General features: G+C 69.2%; 10 protein-coding genes and 2 pseudogenes. 5 read left to right on the top strand and 7 right to left on the bottom strand.

Annotated elements, in window-relative coordinates:
* The gene (locus F9C11_RS14100; RefSeq protein WP_409185307.1) at positions 1-1,563 is read left to right on the top strand and encodes an acetolactate synthase large subunit; all 1,563 of its coding nucleotides are present in this window, start codon (positions 1-3) and stop codon (positions 1,561-1,563) included.
* Here F9C11_RS14100 and F9C11_RS14095 read toward each other — a convergent pair.
* Entirely contained in the window at positions 1,560-2,963 is a 1,404-nt protein-coding gene (locus F9C11_RS14095; RefSeq protein WP_409186905.1) for an MFS transporter, read from the bottom strand. The genes F9C11_RS14100 and F9C11_RS14095 overlap by 4 nt on opposite strands.
* 122 nt (positions 2,964-3,085) lie before the next feature.
* Positions 3,086-3,247, bottom strand: coding sequence for a DUF3761 domain-containing protein (locus tag F9C11_RS14090; RefSeq protein WP_409185306.1), 162 nt, complete (start codon positions 3,245-3,247; stop codon positions 3,086-3,088).
* Between F9C11_RS14090 and F9C11_RS14085 the strand changes: the two genes are divergently transcribed.
* Positions 3,203-3,439 carry a hypothetical protein gene (locus F9C11_RS14085; protein ID WP_409187105.1) on the top strand — a complete coding sequence of 79 codons (237 nt, stop codon included), beginning with the start codon at positions 3,203-3,205 and terminating at the stop codon, positions 3,437-3,439. The genes F9C11_RS14090 and F9C11_RS14085 overlap by 45 nt on opposite strands.
* A gap of 185 nt (positions 3,440-3,624) precedes the next feature.
* Here F9C11_RS14085 and F9C11_RS14080 read toward each other — a convergent pair whose 3' ends face one another.
* The 3 genes from F9C11_RS14080 to F9C11_RS14070 all read right to left on the bottom strand — a co-directional run bounded on the left by F9C11_RS14080 (position 3,625) and on the right by F9C11_RS14070 (position 10,307).
* Positions 3,625-6,447: an ABC transporter substrate-binding protein gene (locus F9C11_RS14080; protein ID WP_409185305.1), complete on the bottom strand. Its 2,823-nt coding sequence runs from the start codon at positions 6,445-6,447 to the stop codon at positions 3,625-3,627.
* A 468-nt stretch (positions 6,448-6,915) separates the two neighbouring features.
* Entirely contained in the window at positions 6,916-9,087 is a 2,172-nt protein-coding gene (locus tag F9C11_RS14075) for a 3-hydroxyacyl-CoA dehydrogenase NAD-binding domain-containing protein (RefSeq protein ID WP_409185304.1), read from the bottom strand.
* An 8-nt stretch (positions 9,088-9,095) separates the two neighbouring features.
* A complete protein-coding gene (locus F9C11_RS14070) occupies positions 9,096-10,307 on the bottom strand; it encodes an acetyl-CoA C-acetyltransferase (RefSeq protein ID WP_409185303.1) in 1,212 nt (403 codons plus the stop codon).
* Between the two features lie 160 nt (positions 10,308-10,467).
* Here F9C11_RS14070 and F9C11_RS14065 point away from each other — a divergent pair, with 160 nt between their 5' ends.
* Positions 10,468-11,649, top strand: coding sequence for a TetR/AcrR family transcriptional regulator (locus tag F9C11_RS14065; protein WP_409185302.1), 1,182 nt, complete (start codon positions 10,468-10,470; stop codon positions 11,647-11,649).
* Positions 11,650-12,051: 402 nt separating this feature from the next.
* Complete coding sequence (locus F9C11_RS14060; RefSeq protein WP_409186904.1) at positions 12,052-13,347, top strand: acyl-CoA dehydrogenase family protein; 1,296 nt, start codon at positions 12,052-12,054, stop codon at positions 13,345-13,347.
* A 167-nt stretch (positions 13,348-13,514) separates the two neighbouring features.
* On the opposite strand, the pseudogene F9C11_RS14055 reads toward F9C11_RS14060, so the two are convergent.
* Positions 13,515-13,832 (bottom strand): annotated as a pseudogene (locus tag F9C11_RS14055) (acyl-CoA dehydrogenase family protein); the annotation flags it as partial.
* Between F9C11_RS14055 and F9C11_RS14050 the strand changes: the two are divergent.
* A pseudogene (locus F9C11_RS14050) lies at positions 13,832-14,446 on the top strand (acyl-CoA dehydrogenase family protein); the annotation flags it as partial. The pseudogenes F9C11_RS14055 and F9C11_RS14050 sit on opposite strands and share 1 nt — an antisense overlap.
* Positions 14,447-14,493: 47 nt before the next feature.
* Here the strand turns inward: F9C11_RS14050 and F9C11_RS14045 are convergent.
* Positions 14,494-15,231, bottom strand: a complete 738-nt coding sequence (locus F9C11_RS14045) for a hypothetical protein (protein WP_409185301.1) — start codon at positions 15,229-15,231, stop codon at positions 14,494-14,496.
* Between the last annotated feature and the right edge of the window lie 122 nt (positions 15,232-15,353).

The raw sequence follows: 15,353 nt of genomic DNA, 5'->3' as shown, positions 1-15,353 counted from the left end.
GTGAGCACGCTCAACGGCGCCCAGTCCCTCATCCGCACGCTCGTCGACAGCGGGGTCGACGTGTGCTTCTCCAACCCCGGCACGTCGGAGATGCACTTCGTCGCCGCGCTCGATTCGGTGCCGGAGATGCGCGGCGTGCTCGCGCTGTTCGAAGGCGTCGTGACCGGGGCCGCGGACGGGTACGCGCGGGTCGCCGGCAAGCCCGCCGCGACGCTGCTGCACCTCGGCCCCGGGCTGGGGAATGGCCTGGCGAACCTGCACAACGCGCGGCGCGCGCACACGCCGGTGGTCAACGTGATCGGCGACCACGCCACCTATCACAAGCAGTACGACGCCCCGCTGGAGTCGGACATCGACGCCATCGCGGGCTCGCTCGAAGGCTGGGTGCGCCGGTCCGGGCACACGAAGGACGTCGGCGCGGACGCAGCGGCGGCGGTCGCGGCGGCGCAGGACGCACCGGGCCGGGTCGCGACGCTGATCCTTCCCGCCGACGCGTCGTGGGGCGAGGGCGGCGAAACCTGCGAGCCGATTCCGCCGCGCGTGCCGCAGACGGTCGACGCGACGACCGTGCAGCGGATCGCGGACGTACTGCGCAGCGGCGAACCGGCGGCGTTGCTGATCGGCGGATCCGCTTGCCGCGAAGCCGGTTTGCGCGCGACCAGCCGGATCGCCGCCGCGACCGGGGTCAAGGCGCTCGCCGAGACCTTCCCGGCGCGGCTGGAGCGCGGTGCCGGCCTGCCGAACATCGAACGGCTGGGATATCTCGCCGAGCAGGCCAAGTACCAGCTGGACGGCATCAAGCACCTGATCGTCGCGGGCACGAAGGCCCCGGTGTCGTTCTTCGCCTACCCCGGCATGCCGAGCGAGCTGACCCCGGAAGGTGCGGAGGTCCACGTCCTCGCGACCGTCGGTCAGGACGTCCCGGCCGCGCTGGAAGCGGTCGCCGCGTTGGTCGCCGCGGACACCGAACCGGTGTTGCAGGAGGCCGGACGGCCGGAGCTGCCGAGCGGCCCGCTCACCGTGCAGAACTGGGTCGACGTGATCGGCGCGATGCTGCCGGAGAACGCGATCATCGTGGACGAGGCGAACACGTCCGGTCTCCTGCTTCCCGCCGCGACGGCGGGCGCGCCGCGGCACGACGTGCTGACCCTGACCGGCGGCGCGATCGGCTACGGAATGCCGGTGGCCGTCGGCGCGGCGATCGCGGCTCCGCGACGGCCGGTGATCAACCTCGAATCCGACGGCAGCGCGATGTACACGATCTCCGCGCTGTGGACGCAAGCGCGCGAGAACCTCGACGTGACCACGGTGGTGCTCAACAACAACGCGTACGCGATCCTGCGGATGGAACTGCAGCGCGTCGGTGCGTCCGGGGACGGGCCGAAGGCGAAGGACCTGCTGGACATCGGCCGTCCGGACCTGGATTTCGTGAAGATCGCCGAGGGCATGGGCGTTCCGGCGACCCGCGCGACGACCGCGGAGGAGCTGGCCGAGCAGTTCCGGCGCGCGGTCGCCGAGCCGGGGCCGCACCTGATCGACGCGGCCGTTCCGCCGCTGCTCTAGACCCGGGCGAGTTCCGGGCTGGCGGCACGGAACCGCGGCACCACCGCGGTCAACGCCAGCCCGGCCACCGCCGCGGCCGCGGCGACCGCGAACGTGGCACGGAACCCGGCGAGCGACGGCACGGTGAACGAACCGACGGTGATCGTCAGGTGGGCGAGCATCGTGGCCATCACGGCACTGGACGTCGAGGTGCCGACGGACCGCATGAGCGAGTTGAGCCCGTTCGCCGACGCCGTTTCGGTGACCGGCACCGCGCTCATGATCAGCGCGGGCATCGCGGCGTACGCGATTCCGACGCCGGCCCCGATGATCACCGACGCGATGATCAGCTCGACCGCGTTGGCCATCAGGAAAATCGCGAAGACATAGCCGACCGCGATCACGATCGCCCCGGTCATGAGCGTGACGCGCGCGCCGTAGCGGTTGGTCAGCCGCGCGGAAACCGGCGACAGCGCCATCATGACCAGGCCGTTCGGCGCGAGGCACAGCCCAGCTTCCACCATGCTGAGCCCGAGCCCGTAACCGGTCGCCGATGGCGCTTGCAGCAACTGCGGGAACGACAAGGACATCGCGTACATCGCGAAGCCGACCAGAACCGACGCGAGGTTCGTGAACAACACCGGCCGCCGCGCCGAGACGCGCAGATCGACCAGCGGGTCCCGGCGACGCAGCTGGTACCAGCCCCAAGCCGCGAGAACGACCACGGCGGTCGCGGCGAACCCGAGCGTCGGCGGACTCCCCCAGCCCCACTCGCCACCCTTCACGATCGGCAGCAACAAGCTGGTGAGGCCGACGATCAACCCGAGCGTGCCGAGGAAATCGAACGGCGCCGGCGTGCGGACCGGCGATTCCGGCACGAACCGCAGGATCAGCAGCGCACAGCCGAGGCCGAGCCCGGCCGCGCCCCAGAACAGGACGTGCCAGTCCGCGTGCTGGGCCACGATCGCCGCGACCGGCAACCCGATCGCGCCGCCGACCCCGAGCGTCGCGCTCATCAGCGAAATCGCGCCGCTGACGCGTTCCGGCGGCAGTTCGTCGCGCATGATGCTGATGCCGAGCGGGATCACGCCCATCGCACAGCCCTGCAGCCCGCGGCCGACGATCATCAGCGCGAGCGAACTGGTCAGCGCCGAGACGACGGATCCGGCGATCAGCACCGCCAGACTGATGAGCAGCACGCGCCGCTTGCCGTAAAGATCCCCGAGCCGCCCGGCGACCGGCGTACACACCGCCGCGGCGAGCAGCGTGACGGTAACGACCCACGACGCGTCCGTCGGCGTGGTGTGCAGGAGTCGCGGAAACGCCGGGATCAACGGGATGACCAGCGTCTGCATGAACGAAGCGACCAGCCCGCACGAGGCGAGCACCACGATGATCGGCCCCGAACCCGCCCGCGCCACCACGTCCCCCGTCCCGTATGCCGTACCGGATTCGCACGCTACCGGTCGGGAGGAGCGGAACGGAGGGTTCGTGATGGATCCGACTTAACGGGGTGGTCCGTTTGGCCCAATGCCGGGCTGGGTCAAAGCCATTGCTTGACGCCGCCGTGGCGGGAGCAGGTTCCGGAGCGGTGCTGGCTGTAGCTGTAGGTGCCGTCGTTGCACTGGGCGGTCGCCCCGGAGGGGTTCGAGTCGGGGCGGTGGACGCAGTTTCCGGAGGAGTTGCGGTAGTAGTCGGGCCGCATTCGGCGGGACCCGGATCCGGCGCGGCCTGGTCCGGCACGTCGGCCTTCGGCGTCGTGCTCCGCGGGACGGTCTTGGGTTTGGCCGCCGTAGTTGGCGGCGCGACCAGCGGTGCGACCGGCTGCGTGGTCACCGGGAGCGCGAACGACGTCGGCGGTGTCGTCAGCGTCGCCGACGTTTCCGGTGCGCTGTAGGTACTCGGCGGCGGCGAATACTCGCTGGTGACCGCCGACGGCGCGGTCCCGGCCGGGGCCGCTCCGCATCCGGCGACCAGAACGCCCGCAGCCAACGCCATCCCCAGTTTTCGCAACACGCGGCACCTCCTCGCGATCCAATGCGAGGAGGTCGAGAATCCGCGGGAAACTGTTACAGCCGAGCCTCAGCCGTCCGCCGGGCACCACGGGTCCGGGGCTCGGGAGACCGCCTTGCCGCAGAAGCCCTGGAGTTCCGGGTCGACCTCGCCGCCTTGGACGCGCAGTACCGCGAGCGGTTTGTCCTGCGGGACGTGCCTGCCGATGTCTCCCCCGTAGTCGATGGTTCCGCTGACTCCCTCGATGTATTTGTTGGTCTGGTTGGCATCCGGCCGCGAGGTGTGGATCGCGGCGATCTCGCGCCATACCGCACCGGGCGTTACCGGGATTTTCGACGACGTCTCCCGCAGGTACGCGGTCGCGGTGATCATCACCAGCGCGGCGTCGTAGGACAGTGCCGCGTGGCCGTCGAACGACCGGCCTTTTTCGGTGCGCTCGAAGGCGAACTTGGCGTTGAGCGTGGCGTAGAAGTCGCGCGCGAGGCCTTTCGCAGGCGTGGCGGGTGCGTTCGCGAGCGCGAAATAGTAGTACGGCAGCGCGCGATGGTCTTCCCTCGCGACGGAATCAGCGACGAAACGCGCGACGTCGTCATCGCCGATGATCGTCGCGGTGCTGCCGCACTGCGCGGCTCCGGTCAGGAACGCTCCGAAATCGGGGACGCCTCGGCCGGCGAAGAACGCGTATCCGTCGTAGGAGCAGCTGTCCCGCCCGGCAGCGCCCGCGTTGCCCACGAGCCGGTCGCCGTACCGGAGGTGCGCGGGCCTCGCCGTTTGCCCTTCGTCCGGTACGAACGCGCGTGCTTCGACCGCGAAACCCTTGTCCTTGAAGGCTTTCAGCAGGTTGTCGCGAAGGTTGGGACTGTAGAAATCGGTGTCGTCGTCGGAGTAGTAGACGCGGAGCGAGCGAGGGCCGGGACGCTCGGCGGCGAACGCCGCGGCCACCGCTGCTTCCCGGCGGTTTTGCGGCGCGACCTGGAAGTAGATCGGGTTCTGGTCCGCGAGCTGGTCTGCCGTGAGCGTCGCGGCGACCACCGGGATGCCCGCGTCGCCGAGCGCGCGGATCGTGTTGGCGGTCGGCTCGCTGCTCATGTCCAGGCCGACCACGCCGACGATGCTGGGGTCCTGTTTCGCCATCTCCAGCAGCGTCCTGGCGACCGCCGCGCCTTGGAGCATTTCCTTGCCGCCGTTGGCGATCAGCATGCGCACGATCGGCTCGGCCGCGGCGGTCGCGTTGAGTTGCCGCGACTGGGCGACCGCGAAGCCTTCCAGCGATTCCCGTTCCGCGGTGAGCCCTTCGGCGGTGCCGTTCGACGACGTCAGCGCCTCCAGGTCGACCAGCGTGATGTACGGCCGTTCCGGATGCTGCTGGTGCAGTTCCTCGGCCCGCCGGTTCTGATCCGCGACCACCGCTTCGACCTGCTGGATCGTCCCCTCCTTGTCGAGCGGGGAGAACAGCGTGAAGGTGCCGTCGGACACCCCGACGCACTGGTCGTCCACCCAGGTCAGCCACTCGCTCGAGGTGCCGCAGTGACTGTCCAGAAAGGACTGATACCGCACGACCGCGAACCCGGCGACCAGCGCGAGCACCACCGCGGGCACCCCGGCCCGGACCCAGCGCGTCGTCCACCACGCCGCGCGTCCGCCGGAGAGGTCGTAGTGCTCGCCAAGGGTCAGCATTCCCTTGCGCACCCCGGTTTTTTCGTCCTCCGTCCGCGGCGGGTCGAGGCAGATCGGCAGGTACCACGCGGTGGGGCGCCGGGCGCGCCGGTCGGCGCCGAGCAGGTTCTGCCACGCCTGGTACGCGATGGCAGCCTCGACGGCATGGAACTTCGGCCGCTCCTCGCTCGGCTCGGCGTCCGGCGGGGGACCCTGGCTCGCGCTCACCACGAGCAGCGGATCGAAGAGACCGACCTGGTTGCGGACCTCGTTGATCAGCTCCAGCAGCCGGTAGCCGCCGTTGGCCGGGCCGACCTCGTCGAGCAGCAGCACCGGGTAGGTCATCCGGCGCCGCCGCCAGAACTGCCACGGCCGCAGCCGGTACTCCCGGCGCAGGTCCTCCAGGAACGAGTTGACCAGCAACCGCGCGACATACTGGGGCGATTCGTTCTGCCATTCGCCGTGGGTGAGACGCATCGCGAAGCGCACGAAGCTGCCGGACATCTCCGGCGCGAGGTGCGGCTGGCGCAGGAACCAGCGGTACCGGCCGGACAGCCCCGGCACGCGCCCGGTGACGGCGACGCGGAAGACGACGAACGTCAGCAATCGCAAGAGCAGCAACGGAAACCGCCAGGCCGGATGCTGCGGCACCAGCTCGCGGCTGGCGCTGTCGATGGCTCCGCGGAAACGGACCAGGAGATTGTTTTCTTGCAGTTCGCGCAGCAGGACTCGCTCAGGATCGGATTCGCCCGGCGAGAACTGCTTCGCCATGAGCTGGTCGACCAGCGTGAACAGCCGGAACCGCAATCGGCTTTCCCGCGTACGGGAGTTGCTGACGAGAGTATTGCGGACCTGCCGAAGAATCTCGCGCACCGCCTCGACGCTCTCCTTGGTCGCCTCGCCCGGCTTGTCGGAATCCGCCCGTTTGGCGAGCGAGAGGTAGGCCGAACGCACCGTGCCCGCCGGCTTCGCGTTCCGCAACCGGGAGGCCAGCTCTTCGAGCACCCCTTCGCGCGCGTCGCCGACGAGGCACACCATGGGCAGTCCGCGCCGCTCGGCGCGCTCCTGGTGATAACCGCGCTGCCATTCCCCGTTGTCCTGCAATTCCCGCGGCCGGTCGCCGACGCGGGGCCGCTGATAAAGCGCCCCGATCAGCTTGACGAGCCGATCCGCCCCAGCGAACGCGAGCTGCTCCCTCGCGACGGCCACCGTCTGGTCCATGCCGAAGTAAACCACGCTCCGGAAGGGAGGGGTCCCGGAATTATGCCGACATGGCAAGGTTTCCCGGTTTTCCGCGAGCGGCTTGCGACTGTTCGAGTGACGGCGGGTTCAGCCATTCTCTGGAAACGTGGTTGCGCTCAGCAACGGGTTTCTCCACGCCGGTTGATCAATTTTCCGCCTTGCTACGAAAATCGTAGATCATCACTTCGGAAATAGAGAATTAATTGTTCGCCTGTCGCGCGATCGTTCCCCGCATCCGCCGCGTGCCGAGGACGTGCCCGCCGCTTCCGATGACGAGCAAGCGGTCGCCAACCCCGAATATTCCAGGAAGCCGAGCCCGGCTCTCGGCTCGGATCACGGTCCGTCCCGCAGCGGGTGTTGTGGAACCTGGTGGTCGGTTCGGTGTGTCGGCCGCCATCGCCCCCTCCACGAAAAACGGGGCCGCCCCGGGAAATCCCGAAGCGGCCCCGCCACCACAGATCCTTATTCGTAGATCTCGCCCTTGGCGGCCTTCTCCACCAGCGACTGCGGCGGCTCGAAGTGGCTGCCGTAGCGCGCGGCCAGTTCTCGGGCGCGGTCCACGAAGCCCTGCAGGCCGCCCTCGTACTGGTTGATGTACTGGATCACGCCGCCGGTCCAGGCCGGGAAGCCGATGCCGAAGATGGACCCGATGTTGGCGTCCGCGACCGAGGTCAGGACGCCCTCGTCGAAGCATTTCACCGTTTCCAGCGCTTCGGCGAAGAGCATGCGCTCCTTGAGGTCCTCGAACGGCACGTCCGCCGAACCCGAGTTGAACGCCTCGCGCAGGCCCGGCCACAGGCCGGTGCGCTTGCCGTTCTCGTCGTACTCGTAGAAGCCCGCCCCGGTGCTGCGGCCCTTGCGGTCGTACTTGTCGATCATCGTGTCGATGACGGCCTCGGACGCGTGCGGCGTCCAGGTGCCGCCCTCGGCCTCGATCGCGGCGCGGGTTTCCGCGCGGATCTTGCGCGGCAGCGTCAGGGTCAGCTCGTCCATCAGCTGCAGCGGCGGGGCCGGGTAGCCTGCCTGCGAACCCGCCTGCTCGATCGACGCCGGCTCGACGCCCTCGCCCAGCGCGGCGACCGCCTCGTTGATGAAGGTGCCGATGACCCGCGAGGTGAAGAAGCCGCGGCTGTCGTTGACGACGATCGGGGTCTTGCGGATCTGCAGCGTGTAGTCGAAGACCTTCGCCAGCGTGGCGGGCGACGTCTTCTCGCCGCAGATGATCTCGACCAGCGGCATCTTGTCCACCGGCGAGAAGAAGTGGATCCCGATGAAGTCCTCGGTCCGCTGCACGCCTTCGGCGAGGGTGGTGATCGGCAGCGTCGAGGTGTTGGAACCCAGCACCGCGTCCGCGTTGACGATGTTCTCGATCTCGCCGAACACCTTGTGCTTCAGCTCGACGCTCTCGAACACGGCCTCGATGACGAAGTCGACGCCCGCGAAGTCGGCCGGGTCGGCGGTCGGCTTGATCCGCGCCAGCAGCGCGTCCGACTTCTCCTTCGTGGTCTTGCCGCGCGAGAGCGCCTTCTCCTCGAGCTTGACCGCGTAGCCCTTGCCCTTCTCGGCCGCCTCCTGCGAGACGTCCTTGAGCACCACGTCGATGCCCGCCTTCGCGGACACGTAGGCGATCGCCGCGCCCATCATCCCGGCGCCGAGCACGCCGACCTTCTTGGCGGTGTACTTCTCGAACCCGTCCGGACGCGAACCGCCGGAGTTGATCGTCTGCAGGTCGAAGAAGAACGCCTTGGTCATGTTCTTCGAGACCTGCCCGATGGCCAGGCTCACGAAGTAGCGCGTCTCGACCAGGATCGCGGTGTCGAAGTCGACCTGCGCGCCCTCGATCGCGGCGGCGAGGATCGCGCGCGGCGCGGGCATCGGCGCGCCCTTGAGCTGCTTGCGCAGGTTCGCCGGGAACGCGGGCAGGTTCGCCGCGAAGCTCGGGTTCGACGGGGTGCCGCCCGGGATCTTGTAGCCCTTGACGTCCCACGGCTGCACGCCGCCCTCGGGGTTGGCCTTGATCCACGCCTTCGCGGCGGGCACCAGCTCCTCGACGGTGTCCACGACCTCGTGCACCAGGCCCACTTCGAGCGCCTTGCGCGGCTTCATCCGCTGGCCCTGCAGCAGCACGTTCAGCAGCGCGTTCTGGATGCCGAGCAGCCGCACGGTGCGGACCACGCCGCCGCCGCCGGGCAGCAGGCCCAGGGTGACCTCGGGAAGGCCGATCTGACTGCCCTTGACGTCGGCCGCGATGCGGTGGTGCGTCGCGAGCGCGATTTCGAGGCCGCCGCCGAGCGCCGCGCCGTTGATGGCCGCGACGACCGGCTTGCCGAGCTGCTCGAGCCGGCGCAGCTGGCCCTTCATCGCGGTGCTGGACGCGGTGATCTCGGCCGCGTGCTCCGGCTTCGCCTGGATCAGGTCGCGCAGGTCGCCGCCGGCGAAGAAGGTCTTCTTCGCCGAGGTGAGCACGACACCGGTGATGTCGTCCTTCTCCGCCTCCAGCCGGTCCACGGTCGCGGCGAGCGACTCGCGGAAGGCCTGGTTCATCGTGTTCGCCGACTGGTCCGGGTCGTCCAGGGTCAGCGTGACGATGCCGTCGGAATCCTTGTCCCAGCGGATGGTCTTGCTCTCGGTCATCTCGGTCCTCACACCCGCTCGATGATGGTCGCGACACCCATGCCGCCGCCGATGCACAAGGTCACCAGCGCGCGGCGCGCCTGACGGCGTTCCAGCTCGTCGACCACGGTGCCGACCAGCATCGCGCCGGTGGCGCCGAGCGGGTGGCCCATGGCGATCGCGCCGCCGTTGACGTTGATCTTCTCGTCCGGAAGGTGCAGGTCCTTCTGCCACTTGAGCACGACGGACGCGAACGCCTCGTTGAGTTCCCACAGGTCGATGTCGTCCGGGGTCAGGCCCGCGGTCTTCAGCACCTTCTCGGTGGCCGGCGTCGGACCGGTCAGCATGATCGTGGGCTCGGACCCGATCGAGGCGGTGGCGACGATGCGCGCCCGCGGCGTGAGGCCGAAGGTCTTGCCCGCCTGCTCGGAGCCGACCAGGACGATGGCCGACCCGTCGACGATGCCGGACGAGTTGCCGCCGGTGTGCACGTGGTCGATCTTCTCGACCTGGTGGTACTTCTGGAGCGCGACGGCGTCGAAGCCGCCCATCTCGCCGATCGTGGTGAAGGCCGGCTTGAGCTTCGCCAGCCCCTCCAGCGTGGTCCCCGGACGGCGGTGCTCGTCGTGGTCCAGGATCGTGACGCCGTTCATGTCCTTCACCGGCACCACGGACTTGGCGAAGTAACCGCCGGACCAGGCCGCCTCGGCCTTCTCCTGCGAGCGGACCGCGAAGGCGTCGACGTCCTCGCGGGTGAAGCCCTCCATCGTCGCGATCAGGTCCGCGCCGATGCCCTGCGGCGCGATGTAGTGGTCGTAGGCGGTGGCCGGGTCCATGAACAGCGCGCCGCCGTCGGAACCCATCGGCACGCGCGACATCGACTCCACGCCGCCCGCGATGACCAGCTGGTCCCAGCCGGAGCGGACCTTCTGCGCCGCGACGTTCGTGGCCTCCAGGCCGGACGCGCAGAACCGGTTGAGCTGCACGCCCGCGACCGTCTGCGGCAAGCCCGCGACGAGCGCCGCGGTGCGCGCGATGTCCGCGCCCTGCTCGCCCACCGGGGACACGACGCCGAGCACGATGTCGTCGATCGCCTGCGGATCGAGGTTCGGGTGGCGGACCTTCAGCTCCTGGATGAGGCCGACCACCAGGTCGACCGGCTTGGTGCCGTGCAGGGCACCGCCCTTGTTCTTGCCCCGGGGCGTGCGCAACGCCTCGTAGATGTAGGCCTCGCTACTCACTGAACACTCCTCCGCGAAGCGGCGTCGTTGGACACTGCGGTGTATCTCGCTCGCCGACTATACCGGCCAGTAGGTGCTAATGGCCATTAACATAGCCCCGGTGAACCCCATGGTGTCAATGGGTTGCTGTCGTTCCGATTAGCGCTATGGTCAGTTCACCATGAGTACGTCTCCCGCCCGCGGCACGCGCCCTCGCGACCGCAAGGCCCAGCTCGCTGCCGTCGCGGCCGAGCTGTTTCGCGCGCGGGGGTTCCACGGCGTAGGGATCAACGACATCGCCGCCGCGGCGGGCGTCACCGGCCCCGCGCTGTACCGGCATTTCTCCGACAAGCAGGCGATCCTGGCCTACGTTGTGCTCGCCGGGATCGACGACATGGAATCGGCCACCGCGGCCGCGCTCGCCGATTCCGCGCCGCCGCCCGAGCAGCTGAACGCCCTGCTCACCGGCCTCGCGACGCAGGCGGTCGAGCGCCGGGAGATCGCCGCGCTGTGGCGCTGGGAAGGCCCGCATCTGCCCCGCGAGCAGCGCCGGGAGATCCGCCGCCGCTCCGGCGCGGTGCTCGACGCGTGGACGAAAGCCCTGCTCACCCTGCGTCCGGAGCTGTCCGCGGACGAGGCCGAGCTGCTGTGCTGGGCCGCGCTGTCGGTGTTCGGAAGCGTCGCGGTGCACCACACCTCGGTGGCGCGCAAACGCTTCGTGCCGCTGCTGGTCGAGCTGGCTCTGGCAGTGCTCGACGTCTCACTGCCGGTTCCGGAAGAGCCCGCGCCGCCGGTCGCGAGCAGCCTCGGCACGCCGTCCCGCCGCGAGCAGGTGCTGACCGCCGCGACCGGCCTGTTCGCCGAACGCGGCTTCCACACGGTGAGCATGGAGGACATCGGTGCCGCGGCAGGCATCGCCGGGCCCAGCGTCTACCGGCATTTCCCCAGCAAGGCCGCGCTGATGGTCGCCATCGGACACCGCGCCGCCGACCGGCTCGCGCTGGCCGCCGAACAGGCGCTGCAGGCCGCCGACGAACGGTCCGCGCTCGGCCGGCTCGCCGCGTCGTACGTGCACATCCTGCTGCGCACCCCGGAGCTGCTGGTGTCCTTCACCGCGGACCGCGTGACCATGCCGGAACGCGACAAGGCCGACCTGCGCCGAGTCCAGCGCGACTACGTCGACCAGTGGGTTTCCTTGCTGTGCGCGGTGTTTCCGGAGCTTCCGGCGCGCGAGGCGAAGATCCGGGTGCACGCCGCGCTGACCATCGCGAACGACCTCAGCCGGACCGGGCGGATCAAAACCAGGCCGAATCTGCAGGCGGAGCTGACCGCGGTGCTGCACACGGTCCTCGGGCTCCGCTGAACGCGGCGAGGTCTTCGAAAGTGGTTTTCTGTTTTGAGTTGTGACTTCAGCAGTGAAGTACTTCAGGGGTGAAGTCACGGCTTCAGAGAGAAGAGAACCTCGCGAGGTCGGTCGCACGCTGTCAGCGAGACCGCTCCGATCGGTCGCCCATCCGGGGCACCCTCTGCCGTGCCCACGAGGTATCGCGCGGACGGAGGCCACCGCGGCACGACCCTCGAGCACAGCTGGCGATGTTCGGCGCGATGGGCGGTGATGTTCCTCGTCACGCACGTCGCTGGCCCGGCGGCCGGTCTCCGAGTGAGCCGGGCCGCACTGGCGGATTCCGGATCGCCACGCTAACCTACTCGTGAGTAGGTAACGTGAGGGAGATGCTGCATGGCTGCGCCAAGGAAACGAGACGCGATGGGCCTCGGCCTGGCCGCGCTCACCCGGTTGGCCGGGAGCAAGGCGATCGACCGGGTCGGGCTGCGCGGACCGGTGCAGAACCTGGTCAAGACGGGGACCCGCAACGGTTTCCGCGTGGCGGGGGCGGCGACCCGGTCGTTCACGTCGGTGCAGCGGCTGGGCAAACCGGCGCGGCTGGCGAAGCCGGACGACCGCGGGCTGTTCGACCTGACGCCGGACGAGGACCAGAAGCTCATCGTCGAGACGGTCAGCGAGTTCGCCGCCGAACAGCTGCGTCCGGCCGCCGCGGACGCCGACGAGAAGCTCGCCGCGCCGGAGGGCCTGCTGAGCCGCGCGGCCGAGCTGGGCATCAGCCTCGTCGGGATTCCGGAGGAGCTGGGCGGCGCGGGCACTGAGCGTTCGGTCGTGACGAACGCGCTGGTCGCGGAAGCGCTCGCGCACGGAGACCTCGGGCTGGCGGTGGCCGTGCTGGCCCCGTCGGCGGTGAGCACCGCGCTGGTCGCGTGGGGCGACGAGCAGCAGCAGGCCGACTACGTGCCCGCGTTCACCGGCGAGCAGGTGCCCGCCGCGGCGCTCGCGCTGCTGGAGCGGACGCCGTTGTTCGACCCGTTCAAGCCCGCCACCAAGGCGAAGCGCACGCCGAAGGGCTACCAGCTCGACGGCGTGAAGTCGCTCGTCCCGCGGGCGGCGGAGGCCGAGCTGTTCCTGGTTTCGGCCGATCTGGAGGGCCGCGGCCCGGCGTTGTTCCTGGTGGAATCGTCGAACGCGGGCGTGACGATCGAGTCCGAACCGGCGATGGGCCTGCGCGGCGCGGCCACCGGGAAGCTGCACCTGGAGAAGGTTTCGCTGCCCGCGGGCGCGCTGCTCGGCGGCGGAAAGGCGGACGTGTTCACCGAGGTCGTCCGGCTTTCCCGGCTCGGCTGGGCGGCGCTCGCCGCGGGGGTCGGCAAGGCCGTGCTGGACTACGTCGTGCCTTACGTGAACGAGCGCACCGCGTTCGGCGAGCCGATCAGCCACCGGCAGGCGGTCGCGTTCTCGGTGGCGGACATCGCGATCGAGCTGGAGGGGCTGCGCCTGGTCACGTTGCGCGCGGCTTCGCGAGCCGAACAGGGCAAGGAGTACGCGCGGGAAGCGGCGCTCGCCCGCAAGCTCGCGACGGACAAGGGCATGCAGATCGGCAACGCCGGCGTGCAGCTGCTGGGCGGGCACGGGTTCGTGAAGGAGCATCCGGTGGAGCGCTGGTACCGCGACCTGCGAGCGATCGGCGTGATGGAAGGCGCCGTCCTCCTCTGACCCGCTCCCCTCGTGAGTGCTCATTGCGGTTCTCACCGGCGTTGCCGCTCACGACCCCCTTCCGAAAGGCACCCCCATGATCAACCTGGAAGCTCCGAAGAAGGCCGGCGCGCTGATCAACCAGGCGTACCAGGCCGCGGCCGAGGTGTTCCGGCCGATCTCGCGCAAGTGCCCTTCTCCACCACGAACGATTTGATCGCGGCGCGGCCCTTCGTGCGGTCGAGCGTCGCCCAGACCACGACGGCGTCGGCGCGCTGGCCGGACGTTACGAAGATCTTCTCGCCGTTCAGGATGTAGTCGTCGCCGTCCTTGGTGGCCGTCGTGGTGATGGCGGCCGAGTCCGAACCGCAGCCGGGTTCGGTGATCGCCATCGCGGCCCACAGGCCCTTGAACCGCTCGAGCTGCTCGTCGGTCGCCACGGAGCCGATCGCCGCGTTGCCAAGGCCCTGCCGCGGCATGGACAGCAGCAGGCCGACGTCGCCCCACGCCCGGCTTCGAGGTCGTGCGCGTGGAGCACAAACTGGGCATCCGCGCGTCCGACACCGCCGTGCTGCGGTTCGAAAACTGCCGCGTCCCTGCCGAAAACCTCCTGGGCACGCCGGAAATCGACACGGCCAAGGGGTTCGCCGGGGTCATGCAGACCTTCGACAACACCCGCCCGCTGGTGGCCGCGATGGCGATCGGCGTCGCCCGCGCGGCGCTGGACGAAACCCGCCGCATCCTGACCGAAGCGGGCGTGGTCATCGACTACGACCGCCCGGCCCTGACCCAGCACGCGGCGGCCGCGACCTTCCTGCAACTGGAAGCGGACTACGAGGCGGCGTACCTGCTGACGCTGGAGTCGGCGTGGATGGCGGACAACCGTCAGCCGAACTCCCTGCAGGCGTCCATGGCGAAGGCGAAGGCCGGCCGGACCGTGGTCGACGTGACGTTGAAGTGCGTCGAGCTTGCCGGGGCGTACGGGTACACGGAGGAATCGTTGCTGGAGAAGTGGTCGCGGGATGCCAAGATCCTGGACATCTTCGAGGGGACGCAGCAGATTCAGCAGCTGATCGTGGCCCGGCGGGTGCTGGGGAAGACTTCCGCTGAACTGAAGTGACCGAGGCCGCTCGGCCCGCCTCACCGGGGGCGGGCCGAGCGGTTCCCTTACTCCATCTGCTTCTTCCCCGTCGACTGCCCGAAGAAGTAGCCCAAAATCAGCAGGAACGCGCTCGACAGCACCTGGTTGATCTCCACGTGCGCGAACATCGCGGCCACCACCGACAGGCACATCACCAGCAGGATCGCCGCTCCGACGTAGGTCGCGACGGATTCCTTGGCCAGGAAGTTCTGCCACACCTTGGCTTTCCGCTCGTACTTGTCGATTTCCGCGGCCATCGCCGCCGCGTCGACCTCGGCGATCTTGCGGCTCGTTTCCTTCAGTTCGCCGTCGATCTCGCCGGTTTTGCTTTCGAACTCGCCGAGCAGCCGGTGGAATTTCTCCTTGGTTCCGGCGTCGTCGACCACCGACACCGCGTTCCTGAGCTTGTCGATCTCCTCTTCGACGGTCAATCCGTTGATCAATTCGAGGATCTGCTCGCGCCGTTCCAGGCAGAACTTCAGCGCGCTGCGGTCGGAGTTCACCTTCCGGGCGGCGTCGGAACGTCCTTTCGCCGCCTTCTCCGTCGCCAGCGCCGCCTTGTGCAGCGCGAGCTTCTTCCGTTGCCGGGCGATGACGGCGTCGAGCCGCTCCAGCGACGAGCGGAGTTCGTCGACGGACTGCGTCTCGAGCGAGGAGCTGTCCAGTCTGTCCTTGACGAATTCCAGCTCCATCCGCCTCCGCAACCGGCCGTTCCGATGGTCGGTTTCTTCGAATTCGACTACGCGATCTTCTGGAACGCTCATGGTATTTCCTGTTTGCTGGAGTGCGTGATTCCGGACCGGGGACGCGCCGTCAGCGACGCGTCGGTCGTCTACGCAGCTCCTGGTCCGCCGCTTCGGACCGCGGCGGCATGCTCGCCCCCTGG

Source organism: Amycolatopsis sp. VS8301801F10 (genome assembly GCF_046195355.1).
Classification (GTDB): Bacteria; Actinomycetota; Actinomycetes; order Mycobacteriales; family Pseudonocardiaceae; genus Amycolatopsis.
This window is presented reverse-complemented; position numbering and strand designations above follow the sequence as displayed.